At 69.2% G+C, this 24,314-nt stretch carries 24 protein-coding genes, 1 tRNA gene and 2 pseudogenes; 8 read left to right on the top strand and 19 right to left on the bottom strand.

The features are described from left to right. Positions 1–66 precede the first annotated feature (66 nt). Complete coding sequence (locus P0Y60_07535) at positions 67–1,326, top strand: crosslink repair DNA glycosylase YcaQ family protein (protein WEK62581.1); 1,260 nt, start codon at positions 67–69, stop codon at positions 1,324–1,326. Continuing rightward, positions 1,323–2,222 carry a hypothetical protein gene (locus P0Y60_07530; protein WEK62580.1) on the top strand — a complete coding sequence of 300 codons (900 nt, stop codon included), beginning with the start codon at positions 1,323–1,325 and terminating at the stop codon, positions 2,220–2,222. The genes P0Y60_07535 and P0Y60_07530 overlap by 4 nt, the downstream gene beginning before the upstream one ends. 28 nt (positions 2,223–2,250) lie before the next feature. Here the strand turns inward: P0Y60_07530 and P0Y60_07525 are convergent, their stop codons facing one another. The 3 genes from P0Y60_07525 to P0Y60_07515 form a co-directional block, all read right to left on the bottom strand. After that, positions 2,251–2,817, bottom strand: a complete 567-nt coding sequence (locus tag P0Y60_07525) for a LemA family protein (protein ID WEK62579.1) — start codon at positions 2,815–2,817, stop codon at positions 2,251–2,253. Positions 2,818–2,908: 91 nt separating this feature from the next. Further along, a complete protein-coding gene (locus P0Y60_07520; protein ID WEK62578.1) occupies positions 2,909–4,222 on the bottom strand; it encodes a D-arabinono-1,4-lactone oxidase in 1,314 nt (437 codons plus the stop codon). Continuing rightward, positions 4,219–5,466, bottom strand: coding sequence for an alanine racemase (locus P0Y60_07515; protein ID WEK62577.1), 1,248 nt, complete (start codon positions 5,464–5,466; stop codon positions 4,219–4,221). Before P0Y60_07515 ends, P0Y60_07520 begins: the two co-directional genes overlap by 4 nt. Positions 5,467–5,570: 104 nt before the next feature. Here P0Y60_07515 and P0Y60_07510 point away from each other — a divergent pair, with 104 nt between their 5' ends. The 3 genes from P0Y60_07510 (at position 5,571) to P0Y60_07500 (ending at position 6,666) form a co-directional block, all read left to right on the top strand. Then, positions 5,571–6,047, top strand: coding sequence for a MarR family transcriptional regulator (locus P0Y60_07510; protein WEK62576.1), 477 nt, complete (start codon positions 5,571–5,573; stop codon positions 6,045–6,047). Positions 6,048–6,080: 33 nt separating this feature from the next. Then, a complete protein-coding gene (locus tag P0Y60_07505; protein WEK62575.1) occupies positions 6,081–6,587 on the top strand; it encodes a glutathione peroxidase in 507 nt (168 codons plus the stop codon). A 6-nt stretch (positions 6,588–6,593) separates the two neighbouring features. Continuing rightward, positions 6,594–6,666, top strand: a tRNA-Leu gene (locus P0Y60_07500). A 5-nt stretch (positions 6,667–6,671) separates the two neighbouring features. On the opposite strand, the gene P0Y60_07495 is transcribed toward P0Y60_07500, so the two are convergent. From P0Y60_07495 to P0Y60_07445, 11 genes and pseudogenes are all read right to left on the bottom strand, one after another. Then, the gene (locus P0Y60_07495) at positions 6,672–7,367 is read right to left on the bottom strand and encodes a DedA family protein (GenBank protein ID WEK62574.1); all 696 of its coding nucleotides are present in this window, start codon (positions 7,365–7,367) and stop codon (positions 6,672–6,674) included. Positions 7,368–7,396: 29 nt separating this feature from the next. After that, complete coding sequence (locus P0Y60_07490; protein WEK62573.1) at positions 7,397–8,101, bottom strand: cation-transporting ATPase; 705 nt, start codon at positions 8,099–8,101, stop codon at positions 7,397–7,399. Positions 8,102–8,416: 315 nt separating this feature from the next. Next, positions 8,417–9,925 carry an FAD-dependent oxidoreductase gene (locus P0Y60_07485; GenBank protein WEK62572.1) on the bottom strand — a complete coding sequence of 503 codons (1,509 nt, stop codon included), beginning with the start codon at positions 9,923–9,925 and terminating at the stop codon, positions 8,417–8,419. Positions 9,926–9,946: 21 nt separating this feature from the next. Next, positions 9,947–11,241 (bottom strand): annotated as a pseudogene (locus P0Y60_07480) (S8 family serine peptidase). A gap of 24 nt (positions 11,242–11,265) precedes the next feature. Next, positions 11,266–11,777: pseudogene (locus P0Y60_07475) on the bottom strand (DUF501 domain-containing protein). A gap of 46 nt (positions 11,778–11,823) precedes the next feature. Then, positions 11,824–12,171: a septum formation initiator family protein gene (locus tag P0Y60_07470; GenBank protein WEK62571.1), complete on the bottom strand. Its 348-nt coding sequence runs from the start codon at positions 12,169–12,171 to the stop codon at positions 11,824–11,826. Between the two features lie 252 nt (positions 12,172–12,423). Then, a complete protein-coding gene (gene eno, locus P0Y60_07465) occupies positions 12,424–13,704 on the bottom strand; it encodes a phosphopyruvate hydratase (GenBank protein WEK62570.1) in 1,281 nt (426 codons plus the stop codon). 98 nt (positions 13,705–13,802) lie between these two features. Further along, positions 13,803–14,462: an O-methyltransferase gene (locus tag P0Y60_07460; protein ID WEK62569.1), complete on the bottom strand. Its 660-nt coding sequence runs from the start codon at positions 14,460–14,462 to the stop codon at positions 13,803–13,805. A 58-nt stretch (positions 14,463–14,520) separates the two neighbouring features. Then, a complete protein-coding gene (locus P0Y60_07455; GenBank protein WEK62568.1) occupies positions 14,521–15,474 on the bottom strand; it encodes a CPBP family intramembrane metalloprotease in 954 nt (317 codons plus the stop codon). 3 nt (positions 15,475–15,477) lie between these two features. Further along, positions 15,478–16,500: a DUF1648 domain-containing protein gene (locus P0Y60_07450; GenBank protein ID WEK62567.1), complete on the bottom strand. Its 1,023-nt coding sequence runs from the start codon at positions 16,498–16,500 to the stop codon at positions 15,478–15,480. Then, positions 16,497–16,847, bottom strand: a complete 351-nt coding sequence (locus tag P0Y60_07445) for a GntR family transcriptional regulator (GenBank protein ID WEK62566.1) — start codon at positions 16,845–16,847, stop codon at positions 16,497–16,499. Before P0Y60_07445 ends, P0Y60_07450 begins: the two co-directional genes overlap by 4 nt. A 100-nt stretch (positions 16,848–16,947) precedes the next feature. Here P0Y60_07445 and P0Y60_07440 point away from each other — a divergent pair, with 100 nt between their 5' ends. Both P0Y60_07440 and P0Y60_07435 read left to right on the top strand, forming a co-directional pair. Then, the gene (locus P0Y60_07440) at positions 16,948–17,418 is read left to right on the top strand and encodes a DUF4442 domain-containing protein (protein ID WEK62565.1); all 471 of its coding nucleotides are present in this window, start codon (positions 16,948–16,950) and stop codon (positions 17,416–17,418) included. Between the two features lie 75 nt (positions 17,419–17,493). After that, positions 17,494–18,726, top strand: a complete 1,233-nt coding sequence (locus P0Y60_07435; GenBank protein WEK62564.1) for an amino acid permease — start codon at positions 17,494–17,496, stop codon at positions 18,724–18,726. Positions 18,727–18,765: 39 nt separating this feature from the next. On the opposite strand, the gene P0Y60_07430 is transcribed toward P0Y60_07435, so the two are convergent. Next, positions 18,766–19,545 (bottom strand): helix-turn-helix domain-containing protein, encoded by a 780-nt coding sequence (locus P0Y60_07430; GenBank protein WEK62563.1) that lies wholly within the window; start codon positions 19,543–19,545, stop codon positions 18,766–18,768. 80 nt (positions 19,546–19,625) lie between these two features. Between P0Y60_07430 and P0Y60_07425 the strand changes: the two genes are divergently transcribed. Continuing rightward, positions 19,626–20,153 carry a VOC family protein gene (locus tag P0Y60_07425; GenBank protein WEK62562.1) on the top strand — a complete coding sequence of 176 codons (528 nt, stop codon included), beginning with the start codon at positions 19,626–19,628 and terminating at the stop codon, positions 20,151–20,153. Here P0Y60_07425 and P0Y60_07420 read toward each other — a convergent pair. The 4 genes from P0Y60_07420 to nhaA form a co-directional block, all read right to left on the bottom strand. Then, on the bottom strand, positions 20,122–20,943 hold the full coding sequence (locus P0Y60_07420) for an SGNH/GDSL hydrolase family protein (protein WEK62561.1): 822 nt from the start codon (positions 20,941–20,943) through the stop codon (positions 20,122–20,124). The two genes, P0Y60_07425 and P0Y60_07420, sit on opposite strands and share 32 nt — an antisense overlap. Positions 20,944–21,031: 88 nt before the next feature. Further along, a complete protein-coding gene (locus tag P0Y60_07415; protein ID WEK62872.1) occupies positions 21,032–22,282 on the bottom strand; it encodes an ATP phosphoribosyltransferase regulatory subunit in 1,251 nt (416 codons plus the stop codon). A gap of 69 nt (positions 22,283–22,351) precedes the next feature. Then, positions 22,352–22,954, bottom strand: a complete 603-nt coding sequence (locus tag P0Y60_07410; GenBank protein ID WEK62871.1) for a MazG family protein — start codon at positions 22,952–22,954, stop codon at positions 22,352–22,354. Positions 22,955–23,090: 136 nt separating this feature from the next. Continuing rightward, complete coding sequence (nhaA, locus tag P0Y60_07405) at positions 23,091–24,257, bottom strand: Na+/H+ antiporter NhaA (GenBank protein ID WEK62560.1); 1,167 nt, start codon at positions 24,255–24,257, stop codon at positions 23,091–23,093. Positions 24,258–24,314: the final 57 nt, after the last annotated feature.

The raw sequence follows: 24,314 nt of genomic DNA, 5'->3' as shown, positions 1-24,314 counted from the left end.
TACGGCGATCCCGGAGGGGCTCGTCGCCGCGCTACGGATGTCGGCGCCCGGCGATACGCTGACCACGTGACAGACACTCTCAGCCCCGTACAGGCGCGCCGGATGGCGCTGGCGGCCCAGGGCTTCACCCGCGCGCGACCGTCGTCCGTCACCAGTCGCCACATCCACCGGCTGATGGAGCGCATCGGCGTTCTGCAGATCGACTCGGTCAACGTCTTCGCCCGGTCCCACTATCTGCCGCTGCTCTCCCGGCTGGGCTCCTACGACCCGGCACTGCTCGACCGCGTGTTCCTCTCGCGCACGACGCACTACGTCGAGTACCTGGCCCACGAGGCGACGTTCATCCCGATCGACGACTGGCCGCTGTGGCGGTTCCGCATGGACGACTTCCGCCGTCGTTGGGAAGCGGACGGCTCCTGGGCGCACACCAACGCCCGCACCATGCGATGGGTGCAGGACGAGCTGCGTGCACGCGGCCCGCTCCGGCCCGCCGATCTGCGTGAAGACGCGCCGCGCGAGCGCGGCACATGGTGGGACTGGGACGACGCGAAGCTCGCACTGGAGCATCTGTGGCGCACGGGCGACGTCGCCATCAGCGGCAGGAAGGGCTTCGAGCGCACGTACGCGCTGGCGGAGCACGTCGTGCCCGAGCACATCCTGTCTCGCGAGGTCGCGCGCTCAGATGCCATCCGCACGCTGATCGGCCGCGCCGCACGCTCCTCCGGGGTCGCCACCCAGGCCGATCTCGCGGACTACTACCGGATCAAGGATCGAGCCGCCGTCTCGCAGGCCATCGACGACCTGACCGCGTCGGGTGAGCTCCTTCCGGTGCAGGTGCGCGGCTGGGAACGCGGAGGGCGCCCCCTTGCCGCCTGGCGTCATCGCGATGCGGTGCTCCCCCGCGCTGTCGACGCGGCCGCACTGCTGACGCCGTTCGACCCTGTCGTCTGGTTCCGCGATCGCGCGCTGCGCGCCTTCGATCTCGACTATCGGATCGAGATCTACGTGCCGGCCGACAAACGACGCTATGGCTACTACTCCCTGCCCGTCCTGGTCGGGGATCGGATCGTCGCGCGGGTCGATCTCAAGGCTGACCGCGCCGCCTCCACGCTTCAGGTGCAGTCGGCATGGTGGGAGCCGCAGGCACGGGCAGAGGATGCGGGCCCGATCGCTCGCGAGCTGGCGCTCGCGGCGACGTGGCAGGGCCTGGAGCACGTCTCGGTGTCGGGCTGGGGCGATGCGTCCAGCGCGGTGCATCATGCCCTGCTTGGGTACGAGGGGGCATCCATCCTCCGCCATCTGCATCCGCGAGAGGCCCTCGGATGACACGCGCGGCGAAATGGATAGTCGCCGGCGCCGTCGCCGCGGCAGTCCTGCTCGCCGCAGCGCTGTGGATCTGGCAGTCAGCTCGTCCCGCAACGGCCGAGGCGACTGCGCTCTCCTACCTCCGCGCGCTCGAATCCGGTGATGTCGCTGCGATCGCGGATCTGTCCCCTGCCGTGCCGGATGACTCGCTCACGGCGCTGGACGGCGCCGACCAGCGCATCGCAGACGTCGCGGTGACCTCCGTCGACGAGAGCGGCGACCGAGCGACCGCCGCGATCTCCTTCGGACTCGCCGACGCATCGCAAACCGCGACCCTCTCCCTGTCGCGTTCCGACACCCGGTGGGTCGTCGACGCGTCTTCGCTGGGGACTGCGAGCACGACGACGACCATCGGTTCGTTCGTCGCGGTCGGTGGCGTCACATTCCCCACCGACGAGGCGATCTCTCTCCTCCCTGCGATGTACACCGCGTCCGCCGCACCCGCGGATCTGCTCGACGGTGCGGCGACGATCGAGGTCCTCCCGGGAGAAGCGAGCGATGTCGCCCTGGAGCCGACCCTCCGATCCGCCGCCACGACAGCAGCGCAAGAGGCACTCGATGAGCATCTCGCGGAGTGCACGCGGCCGAGCGCACGGCCTCCGGACGGCTGCGGCATCCGGATCCCGTGGGGCACCGAGTTCACGGTCGTCAGCGACGTCGAATACCGAATCGACACGGCACCGACGATGACTCTCGACGCGGAGGAGTTCACGACGAGCGCCGGCGTGCTGGTCGCGACCGTGATGGGAACAGGTCGAGACGGATCATCGCGAACGACGACCTACCGCACCGACGCCTGGATGCTCCGAGGAGATGTCGCCTTCACCGACACGAACATCGCGTTGACGTTCTGGTGACCCGGAGGTCTCAGTGTGCCGGCGTGGCTCAGAACTGGACGCGCGGCGGCTCGGAGATCGCTCCGCTGTCGGCCACCTCGAAGAACTCGCGCTCCGTGAAGCCGAGTCCCTTGGCGAAGAGGTTGTTCGGGAACACCTTGATCTTGGTGTTCAGCTCACGCACACCGCCGTTGTAGAACCGGCGTGCAGCCTGGATCTTGTCCTCGGTGTCGACCAGAGCCTGCTGCACCTGGAGGAAGTTCTGGCTGGCCTGCAGCTGCGGGTATGCCTCGGCGACCGCGAACAGGCTGCGCAGCGCCTGCTGCAGGTGTCCTTCAGCGATGCCTGCCGCGCCGGGGCTGCCGGCGTTCAGAGTCTCGGCGCGCGCACGGGTGACGTTCTCGAAGACCGCCTTCTCGTGCGAGGCGTATCCCTTGACCGTCTCGATCAGATTGGGGATGAGATCGGCTCGTCGCTTGAGCTGCACCGTGATGCCGCTCCATGCTTCGTCGACTCTGACGTTCAGCTGCACCAGCGAGTTGTACGTCGCCCACAGATAGATCCCGACCAGCAGAATCACGCCCACGACGATCAGTACTGGCACAAGCCATTCCATCAGAGGCCCACCCTTCCTCGTTTTGTCTCATCCTATCGGCGCTGTCTGCACGTGTACTGGACACGGAGGCATGCGTGCTGTGAAATGCGCCTCAGGCGCCGAGGACGCGTTCCAGGTAGCGGTTTCCGAATCGGTGTTCGGGGTCGAGTCGATCTCGTACCGCGAGGAAGTCGTCGAATCGAGGGTAGCGCGCGCGAAGCTGCGTCGCGTCCAGCGTGTGGAGCTTGCCCCAGTGCGGCCTCCCGCCGTGGGCGAGCATGATCTCCTCCACGGCCTCGAAGTACACCGTGGGATCGGCGCGCCAGTAGCGGTGCACCGCGATGTACGCGGTCGCACGGCCGTACGCCGTGGAGAGCCACCGGTCATCCGCCGCCGCGAATCGCACCTCGACGGGGAACTCGATGCGCCATCCACGCGTTGCGATCAGTTCGCGGAGTTCCTGGAATGCCGGGACGACGTTCTCCGCGGGAAGCGCGTACTCCATCTCCCGGAAGCGAACGGTGCGGCTCTGCGTGAGCACCCGATGTGACAGATCTGTGTAGTCGCGGTCGCCCGTGAGCTTCACGGCGAGGCGGCTGAACGGAGGGGTGACGGCCGGCATCAGCTGCCCGGTCGCGCACACCGCCCGATACACGCCGTTGGAGAGCAGCGTCTCGTCGATCCACTTCCCGACGACGGGGAGCGGCTTGCGAACCGTCGACTCGGGCAACCGCGTCTGCCGTTTGGTCAGAGCGACCTCGGTGTGCGGGAACCAGTAGAACTCGAAGTGATCGGATGCGGCCACCCGCTCGTCGAGGGAATCGAGCACGTCGTGCAGCGGTGCAGGTTCATCGGTCGCGTGCATGACGAAGGTGGGCACGCACTGGAGGGTCACCTCGACGATGATCCCGAGGGCGCCGAGACCGAGCGCGACGGCAGGGAGCAGGTCGCTGTCGTGCTGCTCGTCGATGCGCAGGAAATCTCCACTCGCGGTGATCAGGGTGACGCCGACGACCTGAGTCGCGAGACCGCCGTATCCCGCTCCCGTCCCGTGGGTGCCGGTGGAGATCGCTCCGGAGATCGACTGTCGGTCGATGTCGCCGAGATTCTGCATCGCGAGGCCGAACGGCGCCAGCAGGGACGGGATACGGTGCAGCCGCGTGCCTGCGAGCAGCGTGACCCGCCCCGTGGTCGCATCGGCGGAGACGAGGCCTTGAAGGTCATCGAGTTCGAGGAGGACCCCGGGAGCGACCGCGATACCGGTGAAGCTGTGTCCTGCCCCCACGGCTTTGATCGCGAGCCCCTGCGCTGACGCGGCGAGAACGGCACGCTGCACGCCCTCGGGGCTGCGCGGACGCTCCACCCGGACGGGTCGGACGGAAGCCGATCGTCCCCAGTTCTGCCACGTCCCGCCGATCCTCGTCACAGAAACGCCTTTCCTTCGCCGCGATAGGTCGGGAGTTCGTCGACCACCTGATCTCCCGACACGAGGTGGTACCTCTCGATCCGCTCCGCCGGTTCGCCGCTCTTGGAATGCCGGAACCAGACGCGGTCGCCGACGCCGAGGGACGTGGCCGCGCGTCCCTGTAACGGCGTCTGCACCTCGCCGGCCGCTTCACGAGGCATCGTGCGCAGACCCTGGGGCCAGGCGGGCAGAGGTTGACGTGACGCGACGGGAGGCCCTGAGGCGATCCATCCCCCGCCCAGCACGGTCGCGATGTCGGATGCGGGGCGCCGCACGACGTCGAAGGCGAAGGCGGACGCCGGAGCCGGCTGGAAGGATCGGTATCCGTCGAACAGGTGGCCGCCGAGCAGGCCGCTCCCGGCGCTGGCCTCGGTCAACGACTCGTCGCTGCCGGTGAACTCGAGAGAGCCGGTGCCGCCGCCGTTGATGATCTCGAGTGACGCCACCGCGGTGACCGCCTCGACGATCGCTGCACGGCGCTCACGCAGCTCATGGCGCGAGCGGGCCTGCACCATGCGGATCACGGGCGCATCGGGCCCGGCGTCATCGCCCTGACCGGCGATCTGGGCGTCGTACATCTGCAGGCCGACCAGGCGGAACCCGGGACGTGCGACGACCTTGCGTGCGAACGCGACGACCTCGCCGGCACTGAACAGTGCGGACCGTCTGACCCCGATGTGCCCGAGGACGGCAGACTTCCACGACGCGTCCACATCGATCGCGACGCGGATCTCGGGTCGCGCCCCCGGTCCGGCGACACTGTCGATCACATCGAGGTGCACCGGGTCATCGATCATGAGGGTGATGCGCTCGACGGCGCGCTCGTCGGCGAAGAGGCGTTCCAGACCCGCCCGGTCGACCGTCGGATATCCGAGCATGACGTCGTCGTGGTCTTCGGCGAGCCAGAGCGCTTCGGCCAGCGTGAACGCGAGGATGCCACGGTAACCGGGGAGCTTCAGCACGGCATCGAGAACGCTCCGCACCCGCACCGATTTCGAGGCCACGCGGATCGGGAGACCACCCGCCCGCACCAGCAGATCCATCGCGTTGTATCGCAATGCCTCACGGTCGATCACCGCCACCGGGGCCGGGAGATGGCCGGTCGCCGCGGAGAGTCGCGACCAGTAGCGGGCGGGATCCTCCCACTCGGGAGAGACCACAGCGGCACCCTCGACGGGGCTCAGTTCATCGGTGAGATCGAGCACTCCCCCACCCTACGGCCTGACCGAACGCGGAACCACGAGAGGCGGGACTGCGTCGCAACGAAAAACATCTTGTATACGAGTTACTCGCGTGCAAGGCTTATCGCATGACCGAGGGACTGTCAGCCGCACGTCGCAATGAGGCGGTGTGCCTCGCCCTGTATTCGACGATGAACGCGACCCTGCAGCTCTATCGCGACCTCCTCGCCCCTTGGGGGCTCAGCTACCAGCAGCTGATGGTGCTGGGGCTGCTGTGGAGCGAAGGTGAGCAGACCCCGGGGCAGATCTCGGAGGCCCTTCTCCTGGACTCCAGCAGCGTCGCCGGCCTCCTCAGCCGCATGCAGAGCGCTGACCTGATCGAGCGCGAGACCTCGGAGAGCGATCGGCGCCGCGTGCGCGTGCTGCCGACAGCGCGCAGTCGAGCGATCATCGAGGAGCTCGGATGGTTGGAGGGGTGCCTGACGCAGGCCATCGCTCTCGACCCCGACGAGGCGCACGATCTCGTGACCCGCCTGCACGACCTGCGCGAGCGCGTCGCGGCCTTCCCGCGCCCCGAGCAGGAGCCCGCAGGCGTGTCCGCCTGACGCGACACCATCGACAGAGAGGATGAGCAGACCATGGCACTGAAAGACATCGAGGTGACCACACTTCGCGGCGAGAGCCAGACCTTCGGAGAGCTGACCGGAGGCAAGGTCGCACTCGTCGTGAACGTCGCGTCGCGGTGCGGACTGGCACCGCAGTACGAGCAGCTCGAGGAACTGCAGAGACTCTACGGCGCAGACGGCTTCACCGTCGTCGGCTTCCCGAGCAATCAGTTCCTGCAGGAGCTCGGGAGCGCGGACGCCATCGCCGAGTACTGCTCCGCGACCTGGGGCGTGACGTTCCCCATGGCCGAGAAGGTCAAGGTGAACGGACGTGGGGCGCATCCCCTCTACCGCGAGCTCACCCAGACCCCCGATGCGAACGGCAAGGCGGGGCGCGTGACCTGGAACTTCGAGAAGTTCCTCGTCAACCCCGACGGTCGGATCAAGCGCTTCCGTCCGACCACCCTGCCGGACGCGCCGGAGATCGTCGCGACCATCCAGGAGTGGACGAAAGGGCGCGAACACGAACAACTAGGCTGAAGCGATGCCCCCGTAGCCCAATGGCAGAGGCAGGCGACTTAAAATCGCTTCAGTGTCGGTTCGAGTCCGACCGGGGGTACTCGTCTAGGCGTCGTCGATGGCTGCGGCATCCGCGCGGGCCTGAGCGGAGCGCGGGGTGACGGCTTCCCGGATGCGTCGCGCGATCAGAACGCCGAGGGCGATCGCGATCGCGGCATAGACCGCATAGTCGAGATAGCCGAGGTAGTGCTCCAGCCGCTCATGCTGCGTGCCGAGCGCTGCTCCCACCCCGATGAGCATGCCGTTCCAGGCGCCGCTGCCGACGATCGTGTAGATGCTGAATCGCACCAGATTCATGCGCGACGCCCCGGCGGGGATCGAGATCAGGCTCCGCACACCCGGCACCATCCGGCCGACGAGGACCGTCCACGCTCCGCTGCTCACGAACCAGTGCGCACCACGATCCAGATCCGACCGGCTCACCAGGCGCGTGGCGGCCAGCAGCCGCACGGCGCGCTCCATGCCGATCGCGGCACCCAGAGCGTAGAGCATCAGCGCCCCGAGCCACGATGCCAGCGTGCTCCAGAAGATCAGCCACCCCAGGTGCAGGTCGCCGCTCTGGCTGAGATAGCCCGCGAACGGCAGGATCACCTCGCTCGGAATCGGTGGGATCAGCACCTCGATGAACACGAGGATCCCCACTCCGATATCACCGAGAGCGGTGAGGACATCGGCGGCGAATCCGGTCAGGCCGGAGAAGCCGTGTCCGGCGTCGGTCGAGATGGATGCGGCGAACCTCACGGTGCCTCCTCAGTCAGGGCGAGTGATCGTCAGCGTCGGAACAGGTCATCGAGACCGGGGATGCCGAGTTCGCCGAGGCGCTCGCCCCATCCGGTCGCCGCCTCTCCGAGTCCGGAGACCGACTCGCCGGCCGAGCCCAGAAGCCCTTCCGCGGCGCCGGTCAACGCCTCCGGGTCGATGCCCTGCGCGAGGGACTCGAAATCCACGCCGAACCCCGCAGCCTGCTCGAGCAGCGGCTGCGCGACAGTACTGAGCACGGCGCCTCCCGCCACCGCACCGAGAATTCCGACGGCCGCTCCACCGACCGCTCCCACCGCGCCGCCCCCCGCGCCGCCGCGGCCGACTCGCGACAGCAGCGTGCGCATCCGGCCGGGTCGCATGGCTTCGCTTCGACCGGCCGCTCGACCGAGGTCCTCGGCCGATGCCGATGCGGGCCGCTCCCCTGGCGGCAGCTCCGCGCGCATCCGCTCCGCGACCTGCGTGCGCTGCTGCGGCGTCAGTCGGGCGAACGCATCACGGTGGATCCGCTCGACCTGCGTGGGGTCAGCCGTGCTGAGAAGATAGTCGTAACGGGCGATCGCCGCGCGATCGGCATCCGGGATCGACGGCCCGCGGCTCGCACCGCCACGCGCGCTGGAACGTTCTTCCCGCTGCGGCACCGATCGCGTGGCCGAGCCGGCGCTCTTGTCGAGCGCCTCGGTGGCCAGGCTGAGGAGTCGGGAGAGCTTTCCCATGTGTGGTCCCTTCGTGGAGCGAAGCGAACCGGCGAGGCTTCCCACGAACGTCGGGACGACGGCAGGGGTTTCCACGGCGGTCCGCCACGCGGACGCCAAGGTCTCCTCCACCCACAGGGCCGACGGGCCGGGACACGATCGCATGTCCGTAATGACGACTCCGCCGCAGACGGGAGTACTCCCCTTGCTCCCCCGACGCTATCGCCGCAGGCTATGCGTATCCTCCGAGCCCGCGCCGTGACCTGCCATGCCGCGCCCGAAGACGCGAACAGCCCTCCCGGATCGGGAGGGCTGTTCGGCGATGCTCTGTTCGGACTACTTCGCGGCAGCCTTCTCGGCAGCCTTCTCCGCAGCGGGCTTCGTGGCCGCGGGCTTCTTCGCAGGAGCCTTCTTGGCCGGAGCCTTCTTGGCCGGTGTCTTCTCGACAGGAGCCTTCTCCGCGACCTCGGCGACCGTGGCCGCTGCCTTCTCGGCAACCGGAGCGGCCGGTGCTGCGGGCGCGGCGGGACGCGGGCGAGCTGCGAACTCCTCGAACACGTAGCGCGGGTTCTGCACCGTCTCGAGGTTCACAAGGTCGCGACCGAGCCACAGGTTGTTCCACCACCCCCAGATCACACGGAACTTGCGCTCCCACGTCGGCATCGCAAGCCCGTGGTAACCACGGTGCGCGACCCAGGCGACGAAGCCCTTGAGCGCGATCTTGCCGGACTGGAAGACACCGTTGTAGAGGCCGAGACCCGCCACGGCGCCCAGGTTCTTGTGGAAGTACTCCTTGGGGTTCTCCCCACGGAGCACCGCGACGAGGTTCTTCGCGAGCAGCTTCGCCTGACGCACCGCGTGCTGGGCGTTCGGCACGCAGAACCCGCCGACGCCACCACCGGACAGGTCGGGAACAGCCGACACGTCACCGGCGGCCCACGCGCCCTCGACGAAGGCCTCCGGGGTACCCACGCGCAGGTCGGCGCGGGTCTGGATGCGACCGCGCTCCTCGACCGGCAGGTCGCCGCCGCGCACGACGGTCGGGTTCGCCATCACACCCGCGGTCCAGACGATGACGTCGGTCGGGATGACCTCGCCCGTCGAGAGCTCGACGTTGCCGTCGACCGCGCTGGTGAGCTGCGTGTCGAGATGCACGTTCGCGCCGCGCTTGGCGAGATCCTTGAGCACCCACTCGCTCGTCTGCAGCGAGACCTCGGGCATGATGCGCCCCATCGCCTCGATCAGATGGAAGTGCGTGTCCTCGAAACGCAGCTGCGGGTACTTGCCCACCAGCGACGAGGCCAGCGAACGCAGCTCGGCGAACACCTCGATGCCGGCGAAGCCACCACCGACGACGACGACCGTGAGCAGACGGTCGCGCTCCGGGCCGGCAGGCAGCGACGCCGCCTTGTCGAAGTTCGACATGACGCGGTCACGGATCGCGACAGCCTCTTCGATCGTCTTCAGACCGATCGCGTTGTCGGCGATACCCGGGATCGGGAACGTGCGCGACACCGCACCGGCCGTGACAACGATCTGGTCGTACGAGAAATCGTACGGCTCGCCCGACGGCGGCGTGATCGTCGCCGTCTTCTCGGCGTGGTTGATGTTCGTCACCTTCGCCGTGAGCACGTTGGTGCGCTTGAGGTGACGGCGATGCGCGACCACCGAGTGGCGGGCCTCGATCGAACCGGCGGCGACCTCAGGCAGGAAGGGCTGGTACGTCATGTACGGCAGCGGGTCAACCATCGTGACCTCGGCCTCGCCCTTGCGGAGGTGCTTCTCGAGCTTCCACGCGGTGTAGAAACCGGCGTAGCCGCCACCGACAATCAGAATCTTGGGCACAGGGGGACGAACTCCTTGGAGTCAGGGATGTGGCGTGCGATTCGCGCGCGCCGATCGGATGCGCCGGGCAGCAGCGGTGACGCCAAGCGCTATCAGGATACCAGGGACTGTGACCGCGATGAGCGGCAGGGTACCGTAGCGCAGCGAATCAGCACTGGGAAGCAGCGGTGAGCCTGCCTCGGTGGGGGCATCGGCATCCGGCAGCGGCGGCACCACGACCGGCGTCACGGACGGTTCGGGCTGCGGCTCCGAGTCGGCACGACGGAACAGACGTATCCATTCCGCCAGATCACCCATCGGATTCTTGTCGACCGTGGGCACGTCGGTCGAGATGGCGGCCTCCGCATCCACCAGGCCGAAACCGTAGAGCGGGTCGCTCGGTTTCTCGGCCCCGGGCACCGGGATGGCCGTCTTGATGATGCGGTTGATCACGTTGTTCGCCGTCATGTCGGGGTGGGCCGAGCGGATCAGCGCGGCGATCCCCGCCACGATCGGCGCCGCGCCACTGGTGCCGCTCCAGGAGGCGAGCTTGCCGTCCGCCGACATCCCGAGCAGCCCTTCGCTGGGCGCCGAGATGCCGATCGTGAACCCCTGGGTCGATGCCTCGACGCTCGCCGTACCGGTCTGATCGACGCCCGCGACGGTGAGCACACCCGGGATCGTCGCCGGGGCGCCGATGATGCTCGTGCCGCTGCCGCGGTTGCCCGCTGCGACGACCACGACGACATCATGCTCGAACGCGTAGAGGAACGCATCATCCCAGGTCTCATCCCAGTCGAGCGTGTTGGTGGTGAAGGAGAGATTGATGATGTCGGCGCCGTTGTCGACCGCCCACCGCATGCCCTTGGCGACCTGCTCGGTGAACGGGACAGCCGCTGCGGCGCCGAAGCCGACCGAGATCGACAGCAGGTTCGCCTCGGGGGCGACACCGATCATCCCCGTCCCGTCGGCGGCTCCTCGACCGGCGGCGAGCGAGGCCACCCACGAGCCGTGATTGCCGTCGACCGCGCCCAGCGGCGTGCGACCGTCCGGCGTGCCCGTGCCCGAGACATCCGTCCCGCCGACGACCGCCTCGCCGAACGTGCCGGGACCTCGCCGATCCCGGTGTCGATCACGGCGATCGTCACGCCCGCGCCACGGGTGGTCTGCCAGGCCTCGCGGATCCGGGCGCCGTCGAGCCAGTACTCCGAGGCGCGCACCGGATCGCTCGGGTCATCGGCGACGGGTCCGGGAGTGGCAGCGGCGCCGAGGAGCAGGACGGATGCCGTCACCACCGCGATGGCGGAGACGCTGCGCAGCATCCGTCGCGCGATCATGCGGTCCGACTCGTCGCGGACGGCGGCCCCGGGGTCTTCGCAGCGGCAGCGCTCAGGCGACCAGGAGGAGCGGGCCAGCGCGGCGTCACCGATCGGGTTGACGCCGGCACCAGCGGCGAGGGCATGGCCGGCGAGGGCGTGCAGGCACTTCACGCGAGTCGGCATGCCGCCGGCGGAGATGCCGTCGATCTCGTCGACCTGTCCGAACTGCGCGCGATCGGCGAGGTAGGCCCGTGGGCGGCGAGATAGCGCCGCGGCGACCGTCCTCGTCCTCGGCGAGCAGTGTCGCCAGCTCCGGCATCACCTGCGTCGGCCTCGAGCGTCGACATCGCGGCCGTGGCGGCGGGGTGAGTCAGGTAGTAGAACGTCGGGAACGGCGTGCCGTCGGGCAGACGCGGGGTGGTCGCGACGACCGTCGGGTTGCCGCACGCGCAGCGCGCGGCGATGCCGACGACTCCGCGGGCGGAGCGCCCGAGCTGAGCGCGACACGACGGCGAGCTCGGCGGAGTGGGCGCGGGGAAAGGCGGAGTGGTCACGTCTCCAGCGTAAGGGAGCGACCGAGAGGATGCTCGACGCGCCCCGTCAGGGGCGACCGCGGCCGTGCCGCTGAGCCCCGTGGACGTCAGGGTGCGCAGCAGCTGCGGCATCCAGTCCGACGACGTCTCCTCGAGCGTGTCGCTGACCTGGCTCTGCTCGCGCGGGAAGTGCGGCGGGGTCGAGGTCGTTGTCGATCAGATAGACGACCTCGCCGGGCTTGACGTAGTACAGCCGCTCCCGGGCCTGGGTGGTGATGTACGCGGGATCGCGCCAGCGCTCCCGCTCGGTCTCGAGCGCGGCGATCTGGTCTTCGGAGCGACCACGGACGCCTCGAGCGCGGCGATCTTCTGTCGCTGATCGATGAAGGTGCCGAGAGTGGGGACGAGCACCCACGCCCCCAGCACGACGAGCGACAGCATGATCACCGAGAACGCCGACAGGCGGATGCCGGACGCCCACTCGCGCACATCGACGCGCGGAGCATCTCCCCCGCCGGGCACGCGTGCTCCGGCGGGGCCGGAGCTTCTGCGTCGGCGCCGCGCGATGCTCTCCGGGCGCGGAGACGCCGAAGGAGGAGCCGGTCGTCGTGCCACGGCTCCTCCTCCGTCATGCCGCACAGTGCGGCGGATACTGTCTCAGCTGCGTTCAGGCCTGCGAGCGCGGGAACGCCGAACGACCGGCGAAGACCGCGGCATCGCCGAGCTCTTCCTCGATGCGCAGAAGCTGATTGTACTTCGCGACGCGCTCGCTGCGAGCAGGCGCACCCGCCTTGATCTGACCCGCGTTGGTCGCGACGGCGAGGTCGGCGATCGTGGTGTCCTCGGTCTCACCGGAGCGGTGCGAGAGCATGGCCGTGTAGCCCGAGCGCTGCGCGAGGCTGACCGCGTCGAACGTCTCGGTGAGCGTGCCGATCTGGTTGACCTTCACCAGGAGCGAGTTCGCGACGCCGCGCTTGATGCCCTCGGCCAGACGCTGCGGGTTGGTGACGAACAGGTCGTCGCCGACGAGCTGGACCTTGGAGCCGAGCGCATCGGTGAGGTGCTTCCAGCTGTCCCAGTCGTCCTCGGCCAGTGCGTCCTCGATCGTGACGATCGGGAAGTCGTTGACCAGCCCGACGTAGTACTCGGTGAGCGCGGCGGCGTCCCAGTCCTTGTTGTCGAGGCGGTAGACGCCGTCCTTGAAGAACTCGGTGGCGGCGACGTCGAGGCCGAGGGCGATGTCGGTGCCGGGCGTGAAGCCGGCCTTCTCGATCGCCTTGACCAGGAAGTCGAGGCCCTCGCGGTTGCTGGGCAGGTCGGGAGCGAAGCCGCCCTCGTCGCCGAGGCCGGTCGCGTAGCCGGCGGCCTTCAGCTCGGAACGCAGCACATGGTACGTCTCGACGCCCCAGCGCAGCGCCTCGGAGTACGTCTCGGCGCCGACCGGCGCGAGGAAGAACTCCTGCATGTCGATGCCGTTGTCGGCGTGCTCGCCACCGTTGATGACGTTGAACAGCGGGACGGGCAGCACGTGCGCGTTCGGGCCACCGAGGTAGCGGAACAGCGGCAGGTCGGCGGAGTCGGCGGCGGCCTTGGCGACCGCGAGGCTGACGCCGAGGATCGCGTTCGCGCCGACGCGCTTCTTGTTCTCGGTGCCGTCGACCTCGTTGAGGATCTCGTCGACGATGCGCTGCTCGCTGGCCTCCACGCCCTCGAGCGCCGGGCCGAGCTCGTCGATGATGGCCTCGACGGCCTTCAGCACGCCCTTTCCGCCGTAACGGCTCTTGTCGCCGTCACGCAGCTCGTACGCCTCGAAGGCGCCCGTCGATGCGCCGGACGGGACGGCCGCCCGCTGGACGATGCCGTCGTCGAGGAGCACCTCCACCTCAACGGTCGGGTTACCGCGCGAGTCCAGAATCTCGCGTGCGCCTACAGCCTCGATCAGTGCCACTGATGTGCTCCTTGCTCAGGGAAAACGTGGTGTGGAGCGTCGTCGATCCGCGCCCAGTCTAGCCCGCCGGGCCGGTGCGCCCCGAGTCATCTGCGCGCCTAGACGACGAGCGCGATCGCCACGCCGTCCCACCCCTTCACACCGACCGTCTGCAGCGCCGTGGCGTCGAAGCGCGGATCGTCGCCCAGCATGCTCAGGCCTGCGCGGGTTCCGGTCACCTTGGAATCCGTGGAATCGTCGCGCACGATCTCCCCCTCGCGACCGATGTTGTCGAGCACGATCACCGTGCCAGGGTGCCCGAGCCTCGCGGCCCAATCGAGGTACACGGTGTTGGATTCCTTGTCGGCGTCGATGAACACCAGGTCGAAGCCGCCGACCAGTGTCGGGAGCACGTCGGCGCCGCGGCCGATGCGGATGTCGACGCGCTCGCCGACACCGGCGGCATCGATGCTCGCCCGCGCGACCGCCGCGTTGTCAGCCTCGGCCTCGATCGTGACGACGCGCCCCTCCGGCCCCACCGCACGTGCGAGCCAGATCGTCGAATAGCCGCCCAGCGTGCCGATCTCGAGCACCCGGCGGGCACCGCTCATGCGCGCGAGGAGGTTCAGGAGCTTCCCGCCGACGGGGGCGACCTCGATCGACGGGAGTCCCGCCGCGTGCTGCGCGTCGAGAGCAGCCTCCAACGCGGGGTCGTGGCCGACCAGGACATCGGAGAGATACGCGTCGGCAGCGGACCATGCCTCGGGAGTGGATTTCATGGGATCAGCCAACCCCGCGGCATGAGGGGCGTCAAGGGGTGCCCCTCATGCCGCGCGGTCAGGGACGCGGCGCGGAGAGCAGGCGGACCGGCGCGCCCGCGAGTTCGGGCTGCCGGCGGAACTGGCCCGTGGCCAGCAGTAGGACGACGAGGATCGCCGCGACGATCCATCCCGCGACGCCGAGCGGACCGGCCAGCGCGAGATCGGGCTGCGTGGCCGCGAAGATGACGATGAGTCCGCCGGCGGCGTTGAGTGAGCCGTGCGCGATCACCGCGGGCCACACCGAGGCGGAGCGCAGACGCAGCCATCCGAGCAGCACACCCCACGCGATGCATCCGCCGATCATGAAGAGCACTCCGGTGACGTCGGTGCGACCGAAGTTGTAGCCGAGCAGGATCACCGGGCTGTGCCAGAAGCCCCAGATGACGCCGGTGAGCAGCAGCGCGGGCCACGTGCCGAGCGGACGCAGAGCCGGCAGCAGCCACCCCCGCCAGCCGAGTTCCTCACCGAAGGCGAGGAGGCTGTTGACGAGAGCACCCACCGGGATCATCGCGATCTGCGCGAACACGATGACACCGATCGGCGGGAGCGGCACTCCCGCCGGGAGCGCCTTCTCGATCTCGGCCGCGAATCCGGAGAACGTGAGGTCCAGCTGCACGAACCCGAGGGCGGACGAGAGCAGGACGCTGAGGCCAACGATCACGGGAGGAGCCAGCCATCCGAGCACCATCAGCCACACGACGCGCCGGGCGGGCCGCAGCGGCCACAGTCCGAGGACGCGTGCGCGTTCGCCGCGGGCGGGGCGCCCCATCGTGAACATGACGACGAGCGCCGCGATCGCGGGAGTGAACATCATCACAGGCAGCAGCAGCCATGACAGCGGTTCGGCCAGACCGTCGCCAAGCCACAGGGGCAGCGCGACGAGCCAGGCGAGCCCGCACGCGATGATCGTGTAGGTGATCACCGCGGCCCAGGCCACGCGGCGAGAGGTGCTCGCAGGAAAGACGTTCATCGGTCAACCTTCCTTCCGGGCGGTCGCGAGAACCGCCGCCGCCGTCTGTGCGTCGTCGACGGTCACCACGAAGCGGCGCCCGTCGGTGCGCGTCACCTCGATCGCCGGCCCACCGCGCAGGACGACACCGCGCCGGCCGTCGGTGCTGATGCGATACCCCCAGCCCCCGAACTCTCCGAACGGATCGATGTCGACGGCGCGAACGCTGCCGATGTCGCTCGCCGGGATCCGGATGCGAGGCCACCCGACCGCGGAGCGCACCTCGAGGCCCGCGGCGCTCGCCTTCACCCTGAATGTCAGGGTGGTCACCACCGCAGCCAGGAGAAGCAGGGACACGGCACCGGTGATCCACCAGGCCGGTATCCCCTGCGCCAGAAGGAGAACGCTGAGGGCGATGGTCACGAAGACACCGATCGCGAGGACGACCTGTCCCGCCGGCGCGATCGACACCGTCTTGATCCACACCACGCGTTCGCCGGGTGCCAGCGGCATCGGGGCCGCACCACCGGCGGATTCGGACTCGATCGGAGCGATCGAAGGCTGGAGGAACCAGCCGCCGATCCCGATTCCCACCATCGCCACGAGCGCGAGGAGCACCCACGGCGTGACGTCGGGCGCATCCGCCGCATCCGCGAGCCCCCTCTGCACGCCCACGGTGACCAGCGCGAGGAAGGACATCATCGCCGAGGTTCCCAGGTTCGCGGCACCGAGGAATCGCGAGGTCGCCGACCATCGGGCCCCCGAGACCGGCGGGGTGCCGTCACTCTTGGGAAGCCGGTGAGCGGCGAGCGCGATGACGGAGAACAGCAGGACCATGCCGCCGCCGATGCCGATCAGCAGGACGAGGTGCATCCAACGCGGGCCGAACCCGTCGACCCCGTCGGTGCCCCAGTGGATGGCCGACGGATCGGGGATCGTCGGAAGCCACACCAGGATCACGATCGTCGTCAGGGCGATCAGCGACAGGGGGATGATCACACCCACCCACCAGAAGGCGCGGCGGGCTCGGCGGATGTCGGCATTCATACTGCGGTCTCCTTGATGAGGGCGGCCAGGGTGGCGGGTGAGAGTCCGAGAGCGGAGGCGCGCGCGACGAGTGCGCTGATGTCGTGCGACAGTTCGGCCAGCGGCTCGGCGGCCGCTGAGATCACGGCTCCCCTCCCCCGCCGCAGATCGACGAGACCCTCGCCGCGGAGCTGCTGATACGCACGGAGAACGGTGTGCAGATTGATCTCCAGCGCCTCGGCGAGTTCGCGTGCGGCGGGGAGGCGGTCACCCGGCGACACGCGCCCGGCGACGAGGTCCGCACGCACGGATGCTGCGACCTGCTCGTACAACGGCGACCCGCTGCTCATGTCGACCTTGATCAGCATTCGAACCTCTCTTGTCGAGTAAATTCTAGGAGAACTAGAACAATTGGCGCAACCCTCCAGCCGTCTTGGTGCGTGCGCACCGTTCGGCCACACTGGCGCCATGCGCATCACACCCCGCCGGCTCGCGGTCGGCATGAGCCTGTGGGCTCCGAATCTGTTCAGCGGCATCCGCATCCGTCGGATCCGCGACGACTGGACCCACGCGACGGTCGAACTGCACGTCAACGTCATCACCCGCAACTACGTCAAGACCGCGTTCGGCGGGTCGATGTCGGCCATGACCGACCCGTACTTCTTCATGCTGGTCATGCACCAGCTCGGCCGGGACTACGTGGTGTGGGATACGCGGGGAGAGATCGAGTTCGTCAAACCGGGGCGGGGCGTGCTGACCGCCGAGTTCGAGGTGTCGAAGGAGCAGGTCGCGCGCATTCGAGAGCGCGCCCACGGGGGTGCCAAGGTGCTCGAGTGGTTCGACACGGTGATCACCGATCGAGAGGGCGATGTCGTCGCGAAGGTACGGCGCGAGGTGTACATCCGCGAGAAGAAGCGCGTCACCTCTGCGCGCGAGTGACCTCACCCGACGGGTCGTCACGGGGGTGAGCGGCCGCGACACTCGGAATTCACCCGCGCGTGCCACGATGACGACATGCCCCTCGCCCGCCGTCTGAGCCTCGGAGACGCCGTCGCCATCGGCCTCGGCTCGATGATCGGCGCCGGCGTGTTCTCCGTGTGGGGACCCGCGATCGGTGTCGCCGGCGGCGGCATCCTGATCGCTCTCGCCATCGCCGCGATCGTGGCGTACTGCAACGCGACGGCATCGGCGCAACTCGCCGCGGCCCATCCCGTCGCCGGTGGCACCTACGCCTACGCCCGCGCGGAGATCGGACCCTGGTGGGGCTTCATCGCCGGGTGGAGCTTCGTGATCGGCAAGATCGCGAGCTGCGCCGCGATGGCCATGACCTTCGCCGCCTACGCCGCCCCCGAGGGGTGGCGCCCGGCCGTCGCCGTCGCCGCGGTCGCCGCGCTGGCGGCGGTGAACTGCGTGGGCGTCACCCGCACGGCGCTCGTCACGCGCATCCTCGTCGTGTGCTCGCTGCTCGGACTCGCGATCGTCGTGACCATCGGCCTGAGCTCCTCGTCGACCGCGACCCCCGTGGCGCTCCCCGAGGCGACGGCGTACGGCGTGCTGCAGGGTGCGGGCCTGCTCTTCTTCGCGTTCGCCGGGTACGCGCGCATCGCCACCCTCGGCGAAGAGGTCGTCGACCCGTCGAAGACCATCCCGCGGGCGATCGTGTGGGCTCTCACCGGTGCCGTCGTCGTCTACACGCTGGTCGGCGCCACCGTGGTGCTCACGCTCGGCGCCGACGCCACGGCGAGCGCAGCACCGCTCGCCGATCTCGTGAGCGCAGCCGGGTGGGCACCGCTCGCGCCGCTCGTGCGGATCGCCGCGGCCGCGGCGTCGCTCGGAGCACTACTCGCGCTGCTCACGGGCATCGGACGCACGACACTCGCGATGGCCCGTGAGAGCGATGTGCCGCGTTATTTCGCGAAGGTCGACGAGCGCTGGCAGGTTCCGCGCCGGGCGGAGATCGCCGTGGCGGTGCTCGTGATCACGATCGTGCTGTTCGTCGACCTTCGAGGAGCGATCGGCTTCTCCTCATTCGGTGTACTGCTGTACTACCTGATCGCGAACGCGGCGGCGTTCCGCCAGGAGGGCACGGCACGGAGGTATCCCCGCGCCCTGCAGGTGCTCGGCGCGCTGGGCTGCCTCCTGCTCGTCAACACGCTGCCGCCGACAGCGACAGTTCTCGGTACCGCGGTGTTGATCGGCATCGGCTACCGGATGGTGCGACTGCGCGTGCAGGCGTCACGACGCTGACGCATACTCACTCACTCACTCACTCACTCACTCACTCAGTCACTCACCGAAGTCGGACCGGTAGCTGCGAGGGGCCACTCCCAGCACCGCCTGGAAGTCGCGCGTGAGATGCGCATGATCGGCATAGCCGAGTTCCGCGGCGAGCGCCGCCAGGTCGGTGCCGGGATCGTCGCGCAGCTGCTGGGCGGCCTCCTGGAGCCGTCGGCGGCGGATCATCGCGGCGGGCGAGACCCCGACATAACGGTGCGCCATGCGTTGCAGTGTCCGCACCGACATCGCGAGCCGCGTCGCCGCTTCGGTCGATGTGAGCGCCGCACCCTCTCCCCCGAGCACGTCGACCAGCGCGTTCGCCTGACGTGCGGCATCGTCGATCGGTTCCGCGCGCTCCCCGATCCATCGCGAGAACGCGTCGACGGCGCGCTCTCGATGCCCGTCGCCCGATGTCATCGCGGATGACACGTCGGCGGCCAACCGGGGCTCGTCCATAACTCTGGCCGAGTCGACCAGCGCGGCGGGATCGTCGATGAGCGCGGCGACCCCGGCGGGGCGGAGCAGCGCCCCGACCGCCCATCCTCGTCCGCTCAGATCGCGGTGCGAGGCGCGCGTGGTGGGGCCCGAGAGCGTGACGGCCCCGTGCTCGACGACCAGGTTGAGAGCCGGATAGCCCACGATCTCCTGCCGGGAGGAGGCGCCCGGCTCGATGTCCCACTCGGGGATCCAGAACCAGGCGACGAGATCGACGGCGGCAGCCGTGGGCACCAGCCGATGGAACTGCGGCAGACGAGCCGGGTACAGCACGCCGCCGGAGGAGATCGCCATGCGCTCAGCGTAGAGTCCACCGCCGACATCTGTCGCGGATCTTCAAGCGCCTGCCGTCCGCGCCGCCGTACCGTGGCCGCATGAGCGAACAGATGCGCACGACCGGCGTGACCGGAGAGCACACGACCGATGGACGACCGCACAGCGCGACGTCGTTGACCCCCTTCCTGGCGATCCCGGGCGCCGCCGCGGCGATCGAGTTCTACCGGGATGTGTTCGGTGCGCGGGTGGTCGACGTGACCGAGTTCGGCGGGGTCGTCGCGCATGCCGACCTCGACTTCGGCCAGGGCATCCTGCAACTCGGCGACCCGAACCCCGAGTATCACCTGGTCGCCTCTCCGACCGGAGACGACGACTGCTATTCGATGGGGCTCTACGTCTCCGACGTCGATGCGGTGGTGGAGAAGGCTGTCGCCGCAGGATCCACCGTGCGCGAAGCGCCATCGCATTTCGTGTCCGGCGACCGCTACGCGAGCATCCGCGATCCGTTCGGCGTGCGGTGGTCGATCATGACGCGCGTCGAAGACCTGTCGGACGAGGAGAGTTCCCGACGCGTCGCCGAGTGGGCGGCGTCGTTCAGCGCGGCGCCGAGCGACTCGTCGAACTGAGCGCCGCCTCCGCGGCGCGGCAGAGGGCCGGGAGCAGCGCCTCGGCCGTGCGCCGGTAGCCGAGAGGGCTGGGGTGGAACCGATCGAGGCTGAACATCTCCTCCGGTTCGTCGAAGAAGAGCGGTCCGACGGCGCGACGTAGATCGACGGGCTCCGCACCGGCGCGCTCCGCCGTCTCGGCCTGGACGTCGGCGAGGCGTCGGGACAGGCTCGACGCCACCCGGCGCAGCGGCTGCGGCACGGCCCGGAGCGCGCCCAGGTCAGGGCACGTGCCGACCACGACTTCGATCCCCCGCGCTCGAAGTCGACCGATGGCGGTGTTCAGATGGCCCGCCGAGACCGCGACGGGCAGCCGGTGGGTGACGTCGTTCCCGCCCACGACGATCACCGCGACGTGGACCGGTGCCTGCGCAGGGAGCGCGTCGATCTGGGCGTCCAGGTCCGGGGACTCCGAGCCGACGACCGCGACGGTGCGCAGTCGCACGGGTCGATGCATGCGTCGGCCGAGTCCCTTGGCGAGACGGCCACCGAGCGTCTCCTTGCGCCTCGAGGCGCCGAGTCCTGCGGCCAGGGAATCGCCGAGCATCAGCAGCTCGATCGGGTCCCCCTCGAACGAGCGACGCCACACCCTGTCGGCGTCGAGCGAATCCTCCCCGAGCGGCTTGCCGATGCGGCGCCGGGCGATCGCCGCCTGGCGCGTGAGCAGCATCCGCCCGCCCACCAGCAGCCCGGAGACCGCGACCACCCCTGCGGCGACTGCCCCGGCGATCCGGACGCGCGTTCGACCCATGCCCCGATTCGATCGCGAAAGCATGAACGCGCCGTGAACGGCGTCCGCCCTCCGCGTCCCTCGCATCCCGCGCGACACGGGTGCCCGTTCAGCCCAGCGGCTTGACCTCGAGCTCGGTCGTTCCGCTCGACACTGTCGAGAACGCCGTGTACCCGTCGGCGGTGGCGCGATCCAGCAACGCCTTCAGGTTCTTCGGGCGACGTTCCAGACGCACACGCGCGCCGGTTCGGACGAGCGCCGTCTTGTGCGCGAGCAGCTCCGCGAGGGGAACATCGGCGTCATGGATCAGCACGATCGCGGGGGCCTCGGACTCCACGCCGGCGGTCACGAGATCGACGAGTCGCTCGAAGCCGAGCGAGAAGCCGACGGCGGGCACCTGCTGCCCGAGGAAACGACCGATCATTCCGTCGTAGCGTCCACCACCGCCGAGCGAGTAGTCGACCGAGGGATGCGCGAGCTCGAAGATCGTGCCGGTGTAGTAGCCCATGCCGCGCACGAGGAACGGGTCGAACACGAGCGGGATGTCGGTCTGCCCGCGGCCCGCGGCGACCGCATCGCCGATGCCGACCAGGTGGGCGACGATCTCGTCGGGCGCGTTCTCCGGCAGCGCCTTGCGGATCTGGCGCTCACCGTACGCGTTGTATTCCAGGGTCTGCGGCCGGCGCAGGAACGCTTCGAAGGCGTCGACGGCGGATGCCACCGCGCCGCGCTCCCTCAGCTCGGCCGCCACGCCGTCCGGGCCGATCTTGTCGAGCTTGTCGATCGTGATGAGCACCCCGGGGCGCTCGTCCGCCGCGAAGCCGAAGCTGTCGAGCATCCAGTCCAGCACGCGGCGATCGTTGATGCGCACGGTCGCGCCCTCAAGACCCAACGCGTCGACCGCATCGAGCGACGCCACCATGAGTTCGGCCTCTGCGCGCGAGGTCTCGTCACCCATGATGTCGATGTCGCACTGCACGAACTGGCGATAGCGCCCCTTCTGGGGACGCTCGGCCCGCCAGACCGCGCCGATCTGGATCGATCGGAACACGGCGGGGAGCTGTCCGCGGTTGCTCGCATAGAACCGCGCGAGGGGAACCGTGAGGTCGTACCGCAGCCCGAGGTCGGACAGCGCGGCCGGATCATCGGCCGCAGCGCGGATCGCGTCGGCATCGAGGCCGCGACGCAGCACGTTGTAGGCGAGCTTCTCGTTGTCGCCGCCGATCCCGGCATGCAATCGCGAGTACTCCTCGACGACCGGCGTCTCGATCTCGTCGAAACCGTGGGCGAGATAACGCTCGCGGATCACGGAGAGCACGCGCTCACGGCGCGCCTTGTCGGCGGGGAGGATGTCGCGCATGCCGCGCGGCGGGTTCACAGTAGCCACGGCTCCATCTTCCCAGGTCTGGGAAGGGGTTCGTGCCCTCGGTCAGGAGCCCGCTTCCGCCGTGCGGACATCGTCTTCCACTCGGCGCAGCCGCTCCCGCAGAGCACGCTCGGCGTCCCAGCCCTGCCTCCGCGCCTGCTCGACCAGAGCCAACAGCGCATCGCCGAGCTCCTCCTCGGTGCGGGGCGCCGTGGCGGACGTCGATTCGGACACCACGCCGACTCCGGACGCACGGCCCGCGAGCTTCTGCGCCAGCGCCAGCGCGGGCATGCCCCGGGGGACGCCGTCGAGAACGCTGCGGCGGGTGCGCTTCTCCGCCGCCTTCGCCGCGTTCCAGTGCACCAGCACCTCCTCGGGCGTGCGGGCGACCTCGCCGGCGAACACATGAGGATGCCGCCTGACCATCTTCTCCGTCACCGTGCGGGCGACGTCGTCGATGTCGAAGGGGTCGTCCGGATCCTGGGCGGCGATCGCCGAGTGGAACAGCACCTGCCAGAGCAGGTCGCCGAGCTCCTCACGCAGATCGGCACGGGTGCCGCTCTCGACCGCATCGATCACCTCGTGCGACTCCTCGATCAGATACGGCACGAGGTCGCGATGCGTGATGCGCTGCGACCACACGCAGCGCTCGCGCACGGCATGCATGGTGTCGGCCGCGGCACGCAGCGGGTCGATGGCCTCGTGTTCGGGGTGTGCGTCCACGGATCCTCCTTGCTCGTGAGCGGCGCGATCGGCGCCCCGTGGCCCCCTCGCCTCGGTCATCGTGTCGCCGCCGCGGGTGTCATGACGTCGCCGCCGCGAGCCGGCGGTACGAGCGCGCACGCCACGACACCAGCAATCCCGAGATGACGAGCGCCGCGAGCGATCCGACGAGCACCCCGAGGATCGCCTGATCCCGGACGCCGGCATCGGCCGCGAAGGCGAGGTTTGCGAGCAGCAGCGAGACGGTGAAGCCGATGCCGCCCAGCGCGCCGGCGGCGAGAAGGTCACCGAACGGCAATGCCGGCGCCGTGCCCTTCGGACGGATGCGCATACCCACCCATCCGAAGAGCGTGATGCCGACGATCTTGCCCACCGGCAGCGCGACGACGATCGCCCAGAACGCCGGCGACAGTTCACCGAGCGACAGCGCGGGGATCATGACGAACGCCGCGACGAAAGCGAAGAGGGGAAGGATCGCACCGTTGACCACCGGTTCGAGCGTATGCCGCGTGCGCTCGGCAGGCGCCGGTGCCATCACGAGACCGAGCATGACTCCGGCAATGGTGGCGTGGATGCCCGACGCCGCGACGAGACCCCAGACGAGAACGCCGATGATCACCATCACCACGGAGATCACCGGACTCCGCCGCCGCTGCAGCATCCGTGCGAGCACGGCGAACACGACGACTCCCACGACACCGAGCGCGAGCAGGAGCCACTGCACATCCTGCGCGAACAGAACGGCGATGAAGATGATGCCGATGATGTCGTCGAGGATCGCGAGCGCCAGCAGGAACACGCGCACCGAAGACGGAAGCCCGCGACCGAACATGGCCAGCACACCGAGGGCGAACGCGATGTCGGTCGCCGTCGGGATGGGCCAGCCGAGCACGGTCGCGTCGCCGCCCGCGATCAGGAGGTAGACCGCGATCGGCACGAGCACTCCGCCCGTGGCGGCGATGGCCGGCTGCAGAGCCTTGCGAGGCGAGTCGAGTTCCCCGCGCGTCAGTTCGTGGCGCAACTCGATGGCGACGACGAAGAAGAATACGGCGAGCAACCCGTCGGAGACCCAGTGCGCGACCGACAGATCCAGGGCGGTGCCGGGGATGGCGATGTGGAAGTCGAGCACGGCCGCGACGGCATCGTGAGTCGGAAGATTGGCGAACAGGAGTCCGAGTCCCGCGGCGAGGAGCAGGAGAACGGCGGGGAACTGCTGACCGCGGAGGGGATTCGAGGAGATGCGCATCCCCTCCATGCTAGGTCGAGAGAGCACCCTCCCGGAGGCGATCCGGCAGGCCCGCGC

The organism is Candidatus Microbacterium colombiense (genome assembly GCA_029203165.1).
In the GTDB taxonomy this organism is placed as follows: domain Bacteria; phylum Actinomycetota; class Actinomycetes; order Actinomycetales; family Microbacteriaceae; genus Microbacterium; species Microbacterium colombiense.
The sequence above is the reverse complement of the archived record's forward strand: the minus strand, read 5'-3'. Positions and strand labels throughout refer to the sequence as shown.

Coding starts and splice junctions, on each gene's coding strand:
- P0Y60_07530 (WEK62580.1), top strand. CDS start 1,323: ATGACACGCGCGGCGAAATGGATAGTCGCCGGCGCCGTCGCCGCGGCA.
- P0Y60_07525 (WEK62579.1), bottom strand. CDS start 2,817: ATGGAATGGCTTGTGCCAGTACTGATCGTCGTGGGCGTGATTCTGCTG.
- P0Y60_07510 (WEK62576.1), top strand. CDS start 5,571: ATGACCGAGGGACTGTCAGCCGCACGTCGCAATGAGGCGGTGTGCCTC.
- P0Y60_07505 (WEK62575.1), top strand. CDS start 6,081: ATGGCACTGAAAGACATCGAGGTGACCACACTTCGCGGCGAGAGCCAG.
- P0Y60_07490 (WEK62573.1), bottom strand. CDS start 8,101: ATGGGAAAGCTCTCCCGACTCCTCAGCCTGGCCACCGAGGCGCTCGAC.
- P0Y60_07460 (WEK62569.1), bottom strand. CDS start 14,462: ATGAAATCCACTCCCGAGGCATGGTCCGCTGCCGACGCGTATCTCTCC.
- P0Y60_07455 (WEK62568.1), bottom strand. CDS start 15,474: ATGAACGTCTTTCCTGCGAGCACCTCTCGCCGCGTGGCCTGGGCCGCG.
- P0Y60_07450 (WEK62567.1), bottom strand. CDS start 16,500: ATGAATGCCGACATCCGCCGAGCCCGCCGCGCCTTCTGGTGGGTGGGT.
- P0Y60_07445 (WEK62566.1), bottom strand. CDS start 16,847: ATGCTGATCAAGGTCGACATGAGCAGCGGGTCGCCGTTGTACGAGCAG.
- P0Y60_07440 (WEK62565.1), top strand. CDS start 16,948: ATGCGCATCACACCCCGCCGGCTCGCGGTCGGCATGAGCCTGTGGGCT.
- P0Y60_07435 (WEK62564.1), top strand. CDS start 17,494: ATGCCCCTCGCCCGCCGTCTGAGCCTCGGAGACGCCGTCGCCATCGGC.
- P0Y60_07430 (WEK62563.1), bottom strand. CDS start 19,545: ATGGCGATCTCCTCCGGCGGCGTGCTGTACCCGGCTCGTCTGCCGCAG.
- P0Y60_07425 (WEK62562.1), top strand. CDS start 19,626: ATGAGCGAACAGATGCGCACGACCGGCGTGACCGGAGAGCACACGACC.
- P0Y60_07420 (WEK62561.1), bottom strand. CDS start 20,943: ATGGGTCGAACGCGCGTCCGGATCGCCGGGGCAGTCGCCGCAGGGGTG.
- P0Y60_07415 (WEK62872.1), bottom strand. CDS start 22,282: ATGCGCGACATCCTCCCCGCCGACAAGGCGCGCCGTGAGCGCGTGCTC.
- P0Y60_07410 (WEK62871.1), bottom strand. CDS start 22,954: ATGCATGCCGTGCGCGAGCGCTGCGTGTGGTCGCAGCGCATCACGCAT.
- nhaA (WEK62560.1), bottom strand. CDS start 24,257: ATGCGCATCTCCTCGAATCCCCTCCGCGGTCAGCAGTTCCCCGCCGTT.